At 74.9% G+C, this 14552-nt stretch carries 17 protein-coding genes and 1 pseudogene; 5 read left to right on the top strand and 13 right to left on the bottom strand.

The features are described from left to right. Window positions 1-123: 123 nt before the first annotated feature. Window positions 124-1731, bottom strand: a complete 1608-nt coding sequence (locus BJF77_RS08990) for a GMC family oxidoreductase (protein ID WP_075871934.1) — start codon at window positions 1729-1731, stop codon at window positions 124-126. Window positions 1732-1909: 178 nt separating this feature from the next. Here BJF77_RS08990 and BJF77_RS08985 point away from each other — a divergent pair, with 178 nt between their 5' ends. Then, window positions 1910-3355 (top strand): aldehyde dehydrogenase family protein, encoded by a 1446-nt coding sequence (locus tag BJF77_RS08985; protein ID WP_075871933.1) that lies wholly within the window; start codon window positions 1910-1912, stop codon window positions 3353-3355. Window positions 3356-3459: 104 nt separating this feature from the next. Here the strand turns inward: BJF77_RS08985 and BJF77_RS22320 are convergent, their stop codons facing one another. From BJF77_RS22320 to BJF77_RS08965, 5 genes are all read right to left on the bottom strand, one after another. Continuing rightward, window positions 3460-4008, bottom strand: coding sequence for a CueP family metal-binding protein (locus BJF77_RS22320; RefSeq protein ID WP_075871932.1), 549 nt, complete (start codon window positions 4006-4008; stop codon window positions 3460-3462). Window positions 4009-4103: 95 nt separating this feature from the next. After that, window positions 4104-4688 carry a hypothetical protein gene (locus BJF77_RS08975; RefSeq protein WP_139318494.1) on the bottom strand — a complete coding sequence of 195 codons (585 nt, stop codon included), beginning with the start codon at window positions 4686-4688 and terminating at the stop codon, window positions 4104-4106. 255 nt (window positions 4689-4943) lie between these two features. Continuing rightward, complete coding sequence (locus tag BJF77_RS08970; protein WP_047803793.1) at window positions 4944-5309, bottom strand: YciI family protein; 366 nt, start codon at window positions 5307-5309, stop codon at window positions 4944-4946. A 138-nt stretch (window positions 5310-5447) separates the two neighbouring features. Then, window positions 5448-5750: a hypothetical protein gene (locus BJF77_RS21595; RefSeq protein WP_255396195.1), complete on the bottom strand. Its 303-nt coding sequence runs from the start codon at window positions 5748-5750 to the stop codon at window positions 5448-5450. Then, entirely contained in the window at window positions 5747-6583 is an 837-nt protein-coding gene (locus BJF77_RS08965; RefSeq protein WP_255396194.1) for a Gfo/Idh/MocA family protein, read from the bottom strand. Before BJF77_RS08965 ends, BJF77_RS21595 begins: the two co-directional genes overlap by 4 nt. A 156-nt stretch (window positions 6584-6739) precedes the next feature. On the opposite strand from BJF77_RS08965, the gene BJF77_RS08960 reads away from it, so the two are divergent. Together BJF77_RS08960 and BJF77_RS20525 are read left to right on the top strand one after the other, a co-directional pair. Beyond that, the gene (locus tag BJF77_RS08960; protein ID WP_075871930.1) at window positions 6740-7378 is read left to right on the top strand and encodes a hypothetical protein; all 639 of its coding nucleotides are present in this window, start codon (window positions 6740-6742) and stop codon (window positions 7376-7378) included. Window positions 7379-7460: 82 nt separating this feature from the next. Then, complete coding sequence (locus tag BJF77_RS20525) at window positions 7461-7616, top strand: hypothetical protein (protein WP_158041216.1); 156 nt, start codon at window positions 7461-7463, stop codon at window positions 7614-7616. A 153-nt stretch (window positions 7617-7769) separates the two neighbouring features. Here BJF77_RS20525 and BJF77_RS08955 read toward each other — a convergent pair whose 3' ends face one another. From BJF77_RS08955 to sigK, 7 genes and pseudogenes are all read right to left on the bottom strand, one after another. Then, window positions 7770-8720, bottom strand: coding sequence for a hypothetical protein (locus tag BJF77_RS08955; RefSeq protein WP_075871929.1), 951 nt, complete (start codon window positions 8718-8720; stop codon window positions 7770-7772). A 90-nt stretch (window positions 8721-8810) separates the two neighbouring features. Next, window positions 8811-9725, bottom strand: a complete 915-nt coding sequence (locus tag BJF77_RS08950) for a hypothetical protein (RefSeq protein ID WP_083665045.1) — start codon at window positions 9723-9725, stop codon at window positions 8811-8813. Then, window positions 9722-10468 carry an HpcH/HpaI aldolase/citrate lyase family protein gene (locus BJF77_RS08945; protein WP_075871928.1) on the bottom strand — a complete coding sequence of 249 codons (747 nt, stop codon included), beginning with the start codon at window positions 10466-10468 and terminating at the stop codon, window positions 9722-9724. The genes BJF77_RS08950 and BJF77_RS08945 overlap by 4 nt, the downstream gene beginning before the upstream one ends. Before the next feature lie 4 nt (window positions 10469-10472). Next, entirely contained in the window at window positions 10473-11162 is a 690-nt protein-coding gene (locus BJF77_RS08940; RefSeq protein WP_075871927.1) for a Pr6Pr family membrane protein, read from the bottom strand. A gap of 25 nt (window positions 11163-11187) precedes the next feature. Next, window positions 11188-11895 carry an anti-sigma factor gene (locus BJF77_RS08935; RefSeq protein ID WP_075871926.1) on the bottom strand — a complete coding sequence of 236 codons (708 nt, stop codon included), beginning with the start codon at window positions 11893-11895 and terminating at the stop codon, window positions 11188-11190. 5 nt (window positions 11896-11900) lie between these two features. Next, a pseudogene (locus BJF77_RS22590) lies at window positions 11901-12011 on the bottom strand (zf-HC2 domain-containing protein); the annotation flags it as partial. Window positions 12012-12016: 5 nt separating this feature from the next. Further along, window positions 12017-12625 carry an ECF RNA polymerase sigma factor SigK gene (sigK, locus tag BJF77_RS08925; RefSeq protein ID WP_075871925.1) on the bottom strand — a complete coding sequence of 203 codons (609 nt, stop codon included), beginning with the start codon at window positions 12623-12625 and terminating at the stop codon, window positions 12017-12019. 349 nt (window positions 12626-12974) lie between these two features. Here sigK and BJF77_RS08920 point away from each other — a divergent pair, with 349 nt between their 5' ends. Both BJF77_RS08920 and BJF77_RS08915 read left to right on the top strand, forming a co-directional pair. Then, a complete protein-coding gene (locus BJF77_RS08920; RefSeq protein ID WP_047803799.1) occupies window positions 12975-13745 on the top strand; it encodes a hypothetical protein in 771 nt (256 codons plus the stop codon). A 21-nt stretch (window positions 13746-13766) separates the two neighbouring features. Beyond that, the gene (locus tag BJF77_RS08915) at window positions 13767-14480 is read left to right on the top strand and encodes a class F sortase (RefSeq protein ID WP_075871924.1); all 714 of its coding nucleotides are present in this window, start codon (window positions 13767-13769) and stop codon (window positions 14478-14480) included. The last annotated feature ends 72 nt before the right edge of the window (window positions 14481-14552 follow it).

Raw genomic sequence — 14552 nt, 5'->3', positions numbered from 1 at the left:
AAGTGTACGCTCGCTAACTCCGCAGGCCGCGGGGCATGTCGCCCCGAGACCGCCCGCACTTCGGGGGACGCGGAAGGCCCGCCGCGCAGCTGCGCGGCGGGCCTTCCGTCCGGCGGAGAGGCGTCAGCCCTCGGCGCCCGCGGCGGCCGCTGCGGCCGCTGCGGCGGCGAGGGTGGTGCTGCCGCCGGTGATGAGGGACGCGGCGCGCTCGGCGATCATCGCCGTGGGCGCGTTGGTGTTGCCGCTGGGCACCCGCGGCATCACGGAGGCGTCCACCACCCGCAGGCCGTCGACGCCGTGCACGCTCAGGTCCTCCGGGGAGACCACCGCGTCCGGGCCGGTGCCCATCCGGCAGGTGCCGACCTGGTGGTGGTAGGTGGTCACGAACCGGTGGAGGTAGGCGATCTCCTCCTCCTCGGTGCGCACCTCCGGGCCGGGGTACAGCTCCTCGGCGCCCCAGTCCTGCGCGAGGGGGCGGGTGCGCACCATCTCCCGGGCCTGGCGCAGGGAGGCGAGCAGGGCCTCGCGGTCGCGCGGGTCCTCGAAGATGTTCGGGTCGAGCGCCACGGGGTCGGCCACGCCCGGCCCGGTGAGGCGCACGGTGCCACGGGACCGGGGGCGGACGAGCCCCGCGTGCAGCGTGAACGCGTTCGTCGGCCCCTCCATGCCCTCGTCGTACATCGGGACGGAGAAGTGGATGGGCTGGGTGTCGGGCGCGTCCAGGTCCGGGCGGGAGCGCCAGAACAGGTGCGTCTGGGTGACCGACCAGTCGGACGCGGGGTGCTCGATCGTCCGGGCCGTGGCCTCGGCGATGACCGGGGCCAGCAGGTGGTCGTGCAGGTTCGACCCGACCCCGGGCAGGTCGTGGACCACGGGGACCCCGACGTCGGTGAGGTGGGCGGCGGGGCCGATGCCCGAGCGCAGGAGGATCTTCGGCGAGTCGAGCGCCCCCGCGCACAGGACCACCTCGTCGGCGCGGATCTCCTCGGGCGCGCCGTCCGGGTCGGTGAAGGGCACCACCGCCACGCCGACCGCGCGCCCGTCCTCGACGAGCACCCGCTGCAGGAGCACTCCGGTGCGCAGGCTCAGCCGCGGGTGATCCTCCACCGGCTTGACGTAGGCCATCCACGTGTTGAACCGCCGCCCGTCCCGGACGTTGATCTGCTGCTGGGAGACCCCGTCGAGCGTGCCGCCGTTGTAGTCCGCGTTGTACGGCACCCCCACCTGCTCGGCCGCCTCGATGATCGAGGCGAACACCGGGTTGAGCGGGTAGTCCTGCACCACGGGCACCGGCCCGTCGGTGCCGCGACTGTCGCCGGGGACCGCCCCGGCGGGCGGGACGTAGGTCTCGAGCGCCCGGAACCAGGGCAGCACGTCCTCCCACCCCCATCCCGGGCACCCGTCCGCCACCCAGGCGTCGTAGTCCTGGGCGGCGCCGCGCACCCAGATCGTGGCGTTGAGGGCGTGGGAGCCGCCGAGCACGCGTCCGCGCGGCCAGTGGATCACCCGGCCGTCCGCGTGCCGCTGGGGCACGGTGAAGTAGTCCCAGTCCTCCGGCGAGTGCCACAGCTCGCCCAGGCGGGACACCTGGTGGATGGCCGGGTTGAGGTCCGTGCCCCCGGCCTCGAGGAGGATCACCTCGTGGCCGGCGTCCAGGAGGCGGCGGGTCAGGATGCTGCCGGCGGTGCCGGCGCCCACGACGACGTAGGTCTTGGCGGTCTCGTTGCGCATGGCCCCAGTGTGATCCCGGGCACGTCGAGGGGAGTTGTCCCGGCGCGCACGGCCCTTGACCCACAGCGCGGGAATCCGCGCTGTGGGTCAACAGCCGTGCTCGCACGGTCAAGCCGTCCGGCTGTGTCCCGGGTCACCATGGGGGCAGCACCGCATCCGTCCTCCCGAAGGAGCCACCGTGACCACCACTCCCGCTGCCACGACCGACACCCCGACCGTCCTCGGTCTCGACGAGCTGCTGGCGGCCGTCACCGACCCGCAGGGCCGGGAGATCTTCGACCCGGCCACCGGGGAGCTGGTCGGCCGGTCCCCGGAGTCCACGGTCGAGGACCTGGACGACGCCCTGGCCCGGGCCCGCCGGAAGCAGCCCGAGTGGGCCGCCGTCCCGGACTCCGAGCGCTCGGCGCTGCTGCTCCGGGCCGCCGACGCCGTCGAGGCGAACGCCGCCGCGCTCGCGGAGCTGCTCTCGCGCGAGCAGGGCAAGCCCGTGCAGAACGGGCCGAACGCCCTGTTCGAGGTCGGCGGCGCGGTGGCCTGGCTGCGCGCGACGGCGGCGCTGCCGCTGGAGCCCGAGACGCTCTTCGACGACGAGTCCGGCCGTGCCGTGCTCAGCTACGAGCCCATCGGCGTCGTGGGGGCCATCAGCCCTTGGAACTGGCCGATGATGATCTCGGTCTGGCAGCTCGCCCCGGCCCTGCGGATGGGCAACACCGTGGTGGCCAAGCCATCCGAGTACACCCCGCTGTCCGTGCTCGGGCTCGCCCACGTGCTCAACCAGGTGCTGCCCGAGGGCGTGCTGACCGTGGTGGCGGGGGGCCGGGAGGTCGGCGAGGCGCTGTCGAAGCACCCGGGCGTGGACAAGCTGATGTTCACCGGCTCGACCGCCACGGGCAAGGCCATCATGCGCTCGGCCGCCGACTCCCTGACCCGGCTCACCCTGGAGCTGGGCGGCAACGACGCCGGGATCGTGCTCCCGGACGCGGACCCCGAGGCCATCGCCGAGGGCCTGTTCTGGGGCGCGTTCATCAACACGGGCCAGACCTGTGCCGCGCTCAAGCGCCTCTACGTCCACGAGGACGTCCACGACGCCGTGTGCGAGGCCCTCACCCGGGTCGCGGCGGCCATGCCGATGGGCCAGGGGCGGGACGAGCGCAACGTCCTCGGCCCGCTGCAGAACAGGGCGCAGTTCGAGATCGTCGCGGACCTCGTCGAGCAGGCGCGGGCCGGGGGCGGCCGGGTGCTGATCGGCGGCGAGCCGGCCGCGGAGCAGCCGGGGTACTTCTACCCCACCACGCTCGTGGCCGACGTCGACGACGACAACCCCCTGGTGACCGAGGAGCAGTTCGGTCCGGCCCTGCCGATCGTGAAGTACTCCTCGGTCGACGAGGCCGTGCGCATGGCCAACCGCCTCGACGTCGGCCTCGGGGCCTCGGTGTGGGGCTCGGACCCGGACCGGGCACGGGAGGTCGCCGCCCGGCTCCAGGCGGGCACCGTCTGGATCAACAAGCACGGCACCGTGGACCCCCGGATGCCCTTCGGCGGGATCAAGAGCTCCGGGTTCGGCCTGGAGTTCGGCGTGGAGGGCCTCAAGGCCCTGGGCGTGCCGAAGGTCATCTCCTCCTGAGCGTGCCCGCCCGGCCCGTCCGCGGACGCCACCGGTGCCCGCGGACGGGCCGGGCGGTGGGCGCGGGCCTCGCTCCCGGGGGCCCACGGCCCCCGGGGCCGGGATCAGGCCAGGCGCAGCGTGGTGAGGCAGGTCGGGTCGTCGGCGGAGGTGCTGACCTGCTGGGTCGCCGTCCCGGCGGCCGAGCTGATCTCGAGGGTGCCGGTGATGTCCTTGGGCAGCCACAGGCCCACGAACCCGTTCTCGTAGCTGGTGAGCGTCCGGTCGAGGAGCACCCGGCCGGCGTCGTCGGTCACCCGCACGTCGAACTCCTCGCCCACGAGCTCGCCCTGGCAGCCGGAGAGGCTGTGGTGGAAGCACTCGTGAGTGGTGGTGGTCCACGGGGCGACCGCGAGGTAGAACCGGTCCTCCGGCATGGGCAGCACGGCCTCCGACCCGCCGTCGGTCAGGACCACCTCGTCGTAGGTGACGGAGCCCGCCAGTCCCGCCGCCCGGTCCTCGTGGGTGCGGTCGAGCCGCTCCACGACCTCCTCGGTGCTCGCGCCCTCCAGCCCGTGCTCGCGCAGCAGGGCCTCGCGCTCGGCGTTCCCGCCCGCACACCCGGAGGCGAGCAGGAGGACGGCGGCGGACACGGACAGCACCCAGGACCTCATGCCGTCCACCCTATCGAGGCCCCCGGCGGACCGGTCGCGGGTCCCGCCGGGCTGCTCCCCAGCCCGCTGCCGGTGGAAGCGACTACACTGCGGGGTCAAGCGGTTGCGGGATGCGGGATGCGGGAGGATCCGCCATGAACAGCACCGGGAACAGCGACGGCTCCGGCGTCGCACTGCTGGTCACCGGGGCCACCGTCGTGTCCGTCGTGTCGTCCGTCCTGGCCGACCTGCGGGTCATTGCCGTCACCGCGCTGGTCCTCGCCGGCCTGCTGGTCGTCGTGCTGCTGCTGCGCACCACCCTTCGGGCCCTGCGCCCGGGCGCGGCCGGCCGGCGGCGAGCGCGGCACCGGACGCTGGAGACCGCCCGCCGAGCCGGGACCGAGGACATGCGGGCGGCCTGGATGCACCGGCAGCTCGGGCTCCTGCCGCCCCAGCAGCGGACCGCGGACACGGCCTTCGTCGCCGCCCGGCTGGCCGAGGTGCCCCGGGCGGACTGGGACGTGGCCCGTCTCCGGCTGCACGGCCGGGCGCTGTGGTCGGTCCGGGACGCGGCCGGACGGACACCTCTGCACCAGGAGGTCGAGGCCCGGCTGGACCGGGTGGCCGCCGTGATCTCGGACCTGACCGAGGACGAGTTCGACACCCGCCTGGGGCAGCGCGACGACCGGTACCTCCTCCACCCCGATCCCGACGTCCGGGCCGCCTACCTGGCGGGCGGGTCCGAGGCCGTGGAGGCGATCATGGGTGCGATCTCCGCCGCCCGGGCGCAGGCCCGGGCGGACGCCGCCGCGCAGGCGCCGCGGACTCCCTGGCCCGGGAGCGCAACGCCGCGCTGCGGGCGCTGCGGGAGATCCACCGGCCCACGGGCTCCCGGGACGCCCACGCCGCGTGGGAGGAGCAGGCCCGCCGGATCGGCCGCTGACCCGCCCGGCCCCTCAGCCCGGGAGGTGCTCCTCCGGCGCCCCCTGGAACTCCCGCACCTCGACCGGCAGGGTGGTCGCCCGCGCCAGCTTCCGGCCCCACTCGATGGCGGCGTCGTAGTCGGGAGCGGCCACGATGCAGATTCCGCCCGCGTGCTCGTCCTCGCGCTCGTACGGGCCGTCGGTCGTGACCACGTCCGCGCCGTGGAAGCGCACGACGACGGAGGCCTCCGCGCGGTCCAGGCCCCCGGCGAAGACCCACGCCCCCGCGGCCCGCAGCTCCTCGTTGAACGCGGCGACGTCGCGCATCACGGGCTCGAGGACCTCGGGGGCCGCCGGCCCGCCGTCGGGCTGTTCGATGCTGAGCAGGTAGTGCTTCATGGCGGGTGAGCCTCCCTGGGGCGTCGGATGGTCCTCGGAGTCTACGGTCGGGGCGGTCCCCCGAAACAGACCTGCACGCCCACCACCCGGCCCTCGCGCACCGGTCCCGGGCTGCCCCGTTCCTGCGTCACGGGGCCCTCAGCCGTTCTGCGGCAGCTGGGCCACGAGCTCGTCGTCGTCGGGCTCCGCCACGGGCGGCAGGGTGCGCACCTGGTCCGCGGAGGGGCGCACGGCCCGGTCCGCCGGCTCCAGGCGCACCGGCCGGCCCGTCTCGAGGGAGGCGAGCACCGCCTCGTGCACGCGGATGTCCAGCAGCCCCTCCTCCCCGTCGGCCTCGGGCGCGGCGCCGGTCAGGATGCACGCCGAGAAGTAGTCGGTCTGGCCCGCGAACTGCTCCACCGGGTCGTGGGTGCGGGTCTCGGTCCGGCCGTCGCGGGTCACGGTGTAGCTGATGCCCACCTCGGGACCGAAGCCGAAGCACGGCTGGGCCGCCAGCGCACCGCCGGTGCCCACCACGGTGAACTGCTCGGTGGCCTCGGTGGCGTAGCTGATCGTGAACTGCGCCAGCCGCTCCCCGGGAAGCGCAGGGTCACCGTCACGGTGTCGTCGAAGTCGAAGCCCCGGCCCGGTGTCCGCACGCCCATCGCGTGCACCTCGACCGGTTCGGCCGCGAACAGGTTGCGCACCGCGTTGAGCGGATAGCTGCCCATGTCCGGGATCGGCCCGCCCCAGAACCCGGAGTGGCCGCGGTGGTTGGCCTCGTCGATGTCCTGGGCGAACACCGCGGTGAACAGGCGGGGCTCGCCCACCAGGGCCTCGTCCCGGACCCGGGTGATCAGCTCCAGGGTGCCCGGCTCGTGGTGCAGCCGGTAGGCGACCATGAGCCGGGCCCCGCCGCGCGCGGCGGCGTCGATCATCGCCCGGCAGTCCTCCACGGAGGTCTCCATCGGCTTCTCGACCAGCACGTGGATGCCGGCCTCGAGGGCCGGCTCCGCGAACTCCCGGTGCCGGAACACGGGCGTGGCCACGTACACGGCGTCCACGTCACCGGAGGCCAGCAGCGCCGGGTAGTCCTCGTAGGAGTACGCGGGCACGCCGTACTCGGCCGCGAGCTCCTGGGCCTTCTGCGGGGTGCCGGTGACCAGGGCGGCCAGCACGGAGTTGCCGGTCCGGGCGATGGCGGGCAGGAACGCCTGCTGGGAGATCTGGCCGAGCCCGACCACCGCGTAGCGCACGGGGCCGTTCGTCGAGGGGGCGGTGCGGGGGATCGTCATGGGATGTCCTTCGCGGTCGGGAACGGGGCGGTCCCGGCCAGACTAGCGGCGGGCGGGGACGCGTGGAACGCCCGCGCACGGTCCGGGCCGGGTGGGCCATCATGGGAGCACGCCCCCGCAGGACCGTCGCCGGTCCCCGACCGCCAGGAGAGTTCCGTGCCCAAGAGCAAGGCCCGCAAGAAGGCCGCCGCCAAGAAGAAGCAGCAGCGGCGGGAGTTCCACGCCGCGGCCGGCGCCCGCGGCGTCGAGATCGACGGCGCCCCGCAGGGCACGTGGGACGACGACGCCCACGAGCTGCTGGTCGCCCGCGGCTGGGTGGCCTACCGGGACCTGGAGATGGACCAGCTCGGCGACGGCTGGGAGTGGCTGCCGTCCCAGCTGCCGCTGGACGCCGGGGTGGGCGGCGAGCCCGGGCCCACGTCCGTCTTCGCCGCGGCGGAGGGCGGCTACGACGTCGAGCTCGCCAACCCGAACGGGACCGTGGACCCCGACCGCTCGGGGCACTACGACACCCTCGAGGAGCTCGAGGCGGCCCTGGACGACCTCGAGGCCTGGCGCGTCCCCGCCGACGAGTACGTGCTGCCCGACGAGCCGAGCTTCTCCGCGGACACCCCCTGGGCGATCTGCCAGCTCTACGCCGGCGGGATGATCGACCACTGGGAGCTCGCCGCCGACCTCATCCACTTCCCCTACGAGCAGACCCCCGACGGGTTCGCCGCGGTCGAGCGCGCCCACCGGGCCGGGCTCGTCCCGGCCTCGCTGTTCGCCGCGGTCGTCGCGGGCCGGGCGGCGTAGCGGCCCGCTCCCCTTGTGGGCGCTCCTGGCGCGGGCGTAGCGTGGCACCGGACCATCACCCTGCTGAGGAAGAAGGACCGTCATGACGCAGACCCCGGACCCCGCCGAGAACAAGCCGTCCCAGGCCGAGGGGGACGTTCCCGAGGACCAGGACGTGGAGTCGGCCGTCGACCCGGCCGGCAACAAGCCCTCCCAGGCCGAGGGCGACGCGCCGGAGGACGCCCCCGGCGACGACTGAGACCCGAGCCCCCGACGCCGGGCGTCCCGATCCCGGGGCGCCCGGCGCCGCCGTGACGGGGCGTTTCCCTCGTGCCCGGCGCGAGCTCCTGGGCCCCGCCCGGCCGGGAGCCCCCGGCGTCCGCGGTGCCCGGCCCGGCTCCGGGCGCGGACCTCAGTGCCGGCTCAGCCCCCGGCCGTGCCGGCTCCCGGACGTCGGCGCCCACCCCGGCAGGCCGAGGAGGTCGGACGCCTCGCGGTAGTGGCAGGTGGAGAGGATGCCGAAGCCCGTCTCCACCGCGCGGCGGTAGTAGTGCGGGTCCAGGGCGTCGGCGGGCAGGTTCTCGTCGTAGCGGTGCAGCTCCAGGCGCATCGGCACGTCCCAGCCGCGCATCCGCAGGCTCGTCTCCATGTCCGGGACGTAGTGGCCGGCGAAGCCGATGACCCGCCCGATGTCGGGCACCTCGCGCCGCACGTCCTCGACCGTGGCGAGCCCGTCCGGGTGGGTGGGCACGAAGTAGACGAGGTCCGGGGCGATCCGGCGGTAGACGGCCAGCTGCGTCAGCCCCTGCACCCCCACCACCACCTGGCTCTCGGCACGGTGGGTGCGGACGAGCTCGACGACGACCTCGGGCGCCACGTGGTGCACCTCCAGCCACAGGACCGCCCCGGCCAGCACGGCCCAGGTGAGGAACTCGCCGGCCTCCCGCACGGGGCAGCGGGTGACCTCGCCGTAGTTGTCCACCAGGTGCTGGCTCAGCACGTAGTCGGCGGACTGCTCGCTCACCGGCCCGACGCCGGTGCTCCCGTGCCCCATGACGGGCTCGTGCAGGACGACGCACCGGCCGTCCACGGTGCTGCGCAGATCGATCTCGATCATCGTCCGCGGCCGGGTGGCCAGGACGTTCTGGGCCGACTCGAGAGCGGAGCACGGCCACGGGCCGTCGGGGTGGTAGCCGCCGCGGCGGGCGAGCAGGAGGGGCCCGGTGGCCGTCAGGCGGTCGTGCCGCGTGTAGGCCGCCAGCTCGGCCGGCGAGTCGAAGAAGATCGCGTGCTGTGCTGCTCGGGAGGCGGTCCCTGCGGAGCTGCAGTCCAGCGGGTCCGGTCGGTGGGGGTCGTTCGGCATGGATACTCCTGGGGGGATGGGAGCGCAGTCGGTGGCCGTGGGGGACGGCCGGAGGGACGGGAAGCTGGGGGGAACCGCCCGTCCGAGTGCTCAGGGGCCCTCGGCCGCCCGTGCACGCTCCAACTCTTCCACGTCCGAGGGCGAATACGTCGCCTCGATCTGCATGTCGTTGCCTCCGCGGAGCACATTGGCCGTCTTGAGACCTCGGATGACGAGCCGGGGAATGGGCCGGTACGTGGTCCGGCCGTCGTGAACCGGCCGGGTGCCCACGCCCTGGCGCAGGGCGACGGCGTGCAGCCACACGTCGTCGGCCCGGGGCGCGCACGCCGTGAACCCGCTCCCGGCCTCGCGCAGGGCGTCGAGCAGGCGCGGCGGGTAGAGCACACCGGAGGTGCCCGTGGCGAAGGTCAGCAGCGAGGCTCCCGCGGGGGCGCCGGGCACCCAGGTGGCGTAGGGCTGGATCCGTCCCGCCTGCACGCGCATGCGGTGCGCCCGGTGCGCCACCACGTCGCCGGGGTGCCGCTCGTGGACGGCGAGCAGCTCCTCCAGCCACGTCCCGCCGTAGAGGACGTCGTCGTCGGCGATCACCAGGGGCAGCTCGTGCCGGGCCTCGGACCGCACGTAGGGGTAGTACTTCTTGTGCGGGCCCCAGTCCTCGGTGGCGCGGATCTCGAGGCCGCGGCGCACCAGCCGGGCCAGCGGCGCGGGGGGATCGGCCACCACGGCGGGGTCCTCCAGCCACAGGATCAGCCGCCGCGGGCGGACCGTCCCGTGCGCCATCGACTCGACGGCCAGGTGCACCGTGCGGATCCGGCTCCCGTAGGAGGTGAGGCTGACGACGACGGGGGCGTCCCCCCGCACGGGCGTCCCCACGAAGCGGTTGCGCGCCCGGAAGTACAGCGCGCTGCGGCTGGTCCGGAACGAGTGCAGCCAGCTGCGGACCAGCGCACGGGACAGCACCCACCGCAGGGGGTGGGACCGCCGTCCGGCCGACCGGGAGCTCATGCCGGGGGCGTCAGCCCGGCGCGCGCCGCCGCGCTGCCCAGGTGCAGGACACCCGAGTCGGTCGTCACCGCGATCCAGGAGAAGCCCTGCGCGCGCAGCGCGGCCGCCCGCTCCGGGGACCCCGCGAACGCCCCCGGCAGCACACCGGCCGCCCGGCACGCGCGCACGATCACCGGCAGGGGCGCGTCCTCCGCCGTGTCCGCGAGCAGGTCGTCGACGTCCCGGCCCAGCGCGAGGGAGAGGTCGAAGGGCCCCACGAAGACCATGTCCAGGTCCGGGGTGGCCGCGATCTCCTCGACCGCGGCCACTGCCGGGGCGGTCTCGACCATCACCGAACACCGGGGGCGCGGCATCGACGCCGCGCCCCCGGTGGAGTCCCGGCTCCCGGGCAGGGGACCCCAGCTGCGGGCGCCCCGTGGCGGGTAGTGCGCCGCGGCCACGGCAGCCTCGGCCTGCCCGGCGCTCTGGACCAGGGGGACGATCACGCCGTCCGCCCCGGCGTCGAGGGCCCGGCCGATCGCCGTGGGGTCGTTCGCGGCGACCCGGACCAGCACCGGCGCCGCCGCCTCGTGCCGCAGGGCGAAGAGGCCGCGGAGGGCGGCGTCGTCGAAGTGTCCGTGCTGGGCGTCGACGCCGACCCAGTCGAAGCCGGCGCGCTCGAGCGCGAGCGTGGTGCGGGCGTCGCCGAGCGTGGCCCACACACCGGCGCGCACCGCGTCCGCGGGAAGGTCTGCGTCGGTCATGGCCTCATGATGGCAGGGGGCGGGCGGGGGCACGACCTCGCCGCGAGATTGCGACGACGCCGCCGGCGACGACCGTGACCAGCCCGGCGAGCACCGCGACCCAGACCGCCACGGCGGAGTACCCGCCGGCGGTGGCGTAGGGGTCGAGGAACGGATAGGGATACCAGTAGGGCGCGCCGGTGGCCTCGTCGAGCACCCGGGGCGCCCGCACGAGGGTGTAGACCACCCACAGCACCGGGTAGACGGCCGTCCAGCCGACGACCCGCCACCGCACCGGGCGCCGACCGGGCGCGAGCAGCCAGTCCAGGAGCACGTAGACGGGCGCGATGAGGTGCAGGACCTCGTTGGACCACTGCTGCTCCAGGCCGGCCGGGAGCGGGATGCCGCGCAGCAGCACGTTGTAGACCAGCCCCGTGACGACCGTGTACGTGGTGGCCGCCGCGCGCAGGGCGCTGAACGCTCCCGGCTCGGCGCCGGGACCGCGCAGCAGCAGTCCCGCCCCGACGGCAAGGACCACGGCGAGCAGCAGGCTGCTCTGGATCGTGAAGTAGCTGAAGAAGTTCGCCACGTCCACCGCGATGTGGCGGTCACCGCGGTCGACCCAGAACTGCAGGCTGACCCGGAACTGTCCGAGCACGGCCGCGACCATTGCCACGGCCGCGGCCGCACGGGTCACGGCGAACAGCCGCCTCATGCCCGGTCCCCTCCTCCGTGCCCGGTCAGACCTCCACGGCGGCCAGCACCGGCGTGGTGGGCGTCTCGGAGCCGCCGGCGGGCTCGACCGTCATGGCCACCGCGCCGGCACGGTCGACGTCCCCCTTCAGCCACACCTGCACCTGCCCGCCGCCGAAGTGCGCGTCCGGCACCGGGGAGCCGTCCTGCATCAGCCACAGCTGGTACTCGCGCCCCTCCTCCGGGTCCGGGAGGTCGGCAGCCACGAGCATGGCCGCGTCCTCCTGCTCGGAGACCACGAGGGTGGCGGCGCTCCCGTCGACCTCCAGCCGGTGGGTCGCCACGTCCGCGGCGGCCAGCAGGCGGGCCTGCCGGTCCTGTTCCTGCGCGGCGAGCTGCTGCTGCTCGCGCTGCTCCGTCTGCGTCCCGATCGCCCAGCCGCCCAGGGCGGCACCCGGCAGGAGCACCGCGGCCGCCGCCGCGACGGCCAGCCGCTGCCGCCGCTGCCGCCGGCGCTCCGCCAGGGAGACGACGTCCGCGCCGGACCCCGGGCCCGCCGAGCTCCCGGAGGAGGCAGCGCTCGGCGGCTCGGCGGCCCGGGGTCCGACGTGGCCGGCGTCCCGGCGGGTGCCCCGGACCGGGTCCCGTGGATGGCGGCGAGGACGTTCGCGCGCAGGGCCGGCGGCGGCTCCTGGGCCACCGCCGAGGCCAGGGCAGCGCCGACCTCTCCGAACGAGTCCACCTCGGCGCGGCACGCCGCGCAGCCCCGGAGGTGGTCCTCGAACGCGGCACGCTCCTCGGGCTCGAGGGCGTCCACGGCGTAGAGTGCCGCGTCCCCGTGGACGTCGTCGGACCGGTCGTCCCCCTGCATGTCGTTCACCGCTGCACCCCCAATGCTGAGCGTAGATTGTTGAGCCCGTCCCTGATCCGTGCTTTCGCCGTGCCCAGTGGGACGGCCAGGTGCTCGGCGACCTGTCGGTGGCTGTAGCCCCGGTAGTACACCAGGCAGACGGCCTCGCGCTGGAGCTCGCTCAGGGATCCCAGCCCCGTGCGGACCTCCTCGGTGTCCAAGGACTGCTCGACCTCGCCCCAGGTCTCGTCGGAGGGCGGGCCCGCCTGGCGGAGCTCGTACTGCTCGTCCCGGACGCGTTCCCGCTGGCTCTGCCGGATCCGGTCCACCGCGCGCCGGTGGGCCATGGTGCACAGCCAGGCCAGCACGGTGCCGCGCCGCGGATCGAAGCGCTCCGCCTGCTGCCAGGCCATCAGGTAGACCTCCTGGACCACCTCGGCGGCCAGCTCCGGGGAGCGGGTCAGCCGCACCACGAGCCCGAACAGCTTCGTGCACGTGGCGTCGTACAGCTGGGCGAAGGCGGCCTCGTCCCCGGCGGCGCTGCGCCGCAGCAGGTCGGCCAGGTCGTCGGTCCCGCTGGAGGAACGGGACTGGGTCCCCGCGCCGCAGCCGCGGCCGGTCGATCCTTCACTCACGCGATCTCGCTGTTCACTCGGGGGGCAACGCCTCGCCCGCCACCCGGGCGAGGACAGTCCTGTACCGCAGACTGCCACATCCGACCGGTGCCGCACTGTCGACACACGCTGTCCTTCCATGCCAGGTGTTCGTCACCGGACGCCTCGCGGATGGGTCCGCGGCGCGTCCGGACGGTTCCGGGGCCGGTCCAGGACCCCGGTCCGGCACCCGGTTCCGGGGCGCCGATCCAGGGGGCCGAAAAAAACTTTGCGGCGGCACCCATCCGGGGCCGCCCCGGCGCCGAACCCCCTGTGCACACACCGAATGTGCGCACACGGCACGACCCCCGGTACGACACAGGAGAAACTGATGCGCAAGTCCACGTTCCTCGCAGTCCCCACCCTGGCCCTCGGCGCCCTCACCCTTGCCGCCGCCCCCGCCTCCGCCCACGCGGAGGACACGTGGTCCTCCCAGGCGACCCTGAACACCCTGAACAACTCCGGCACCACCGGCGACGTCATGGTCGACGTCCACGGCACCGAGGCCACCGTCACGATGAACGTCACCGGTGCGGCCGAGACCTTCATGGACGGGCCGTTCCCGCACGCCCAGCACATCCACATCGCCGCCCAGGGCGTGTGCCCGCCCCCCACCGCGGACACCGACGGCGACGGCGTGGTCTCCACCCCGGAGGGTCACCCGTTCTACGGGATGATCGGCACGTCCCTGACCACCGAGGGCGACACCAGCGCCGACTCGGCCCTGGCCGTGGAGCGCTTCCCCGGCGGGTCCGCCTACACCTACGAGCGGACCTTCGAGCTGGACGCGGCCACCGCCGAGTCCCTGCAGAACGGCACCGCGGTCGTCGTCGTCCACGGTGTGGACCCGGCCAAGATGCCGGCCGCCGCCGCCGAGAAGATGAGCTCGCTGAACGAGGAGCTGCCCCTGGCCGCCACCCTCCCGGCGGCCTGCGGCACGCTGACCGCCTCCCAGATGGGCGCGATGCCCGAGGGCGGCGCCGACACCGGCGTGACCCAGGAGACCGGCTCCGGCGCCGAGACCGCGGCGCTGGGCGGCGGCCTCCTGGCGGCCGTGGCCGGCGGCGCCTGGGCGCTGCGCCGGCGCGCTGCCCGGGCCTGATCCCGCGGGACGGTTCCTGTCATGACGGGATCGACCACCGGTCGCCGCGGGGGCCTGCTGGCCTCCGCGGCGGCCGCCGTCCTGCTCGCCACCGGCTGCGCCGCCGGATCCGGTGACGGCCCCCCGGCCGCCTCCGGCAGCACGTCCCCGGCGGCCTCGAGCAGCGCCACCGGCACGCCCTCCCCCACGTCGTCGTCCACGGCGGCGCCGTCGTCCACGGGAACACCGCCGGCCGCACGCGCGACGCCGACCGCCGCCCCCGAGGACCGCCCCGCGGTCCTCGACGCCTCCGAGCCCGTCTCCCTGACCGTGCCGTCCACGGGCACCCGCTCCGAGCTGCTGCACCTGGGTCTGCGGGAGGACGGGTCCCTGGAGGTCCCGCCCGAGGGCCCCGGGTCCCCGGCGAGCTGGTACACCGGCTCCCCCACCCCCGGCGAGCGCGGCCCGGCCGTGCTGCTGGGCCACGTCAACGCCACCGGCGGCGGCCCCGGGGTCTTCGCGGACCTGCGGCAGCTCGCTCCCGGGGACCGGATCGAGGTCGCCCGGGAGGACGGGAGCACCGCGGTCTTCGCCGTCGACCGCGGGGAGCAGTACGGCAAGGACGACTTCCCCACCCTGGAGGTCTACGGCAACACGGCGGACGCCGAGCTGCGGCTGATCACCTGTGACGGCTACGACCCGGCCACCGGTGAGTTCGACGACAACTACGTCGTCTACGCGTCCCTGGTGTCCTGAGCCGCCTCGACGAGCACGACGACGCGGTCCTGGACCGCGCGCGGGCCCCGTCCTCCCACGCCCGGTGCCTGC

This window comes from Kocuria sp. CNJ-770 (genome assembly GCF_001942375.1).
Classification (GTDB): domain Bacteria; phylum Actinomycetota; class Actinomycetes; order Actinomycetales; family Micrococcaceae; genus Kocuria; species Kocuria oceani.
This window is presented reverse-complemented; position numbering and strand designations above follow the sequence as displayed.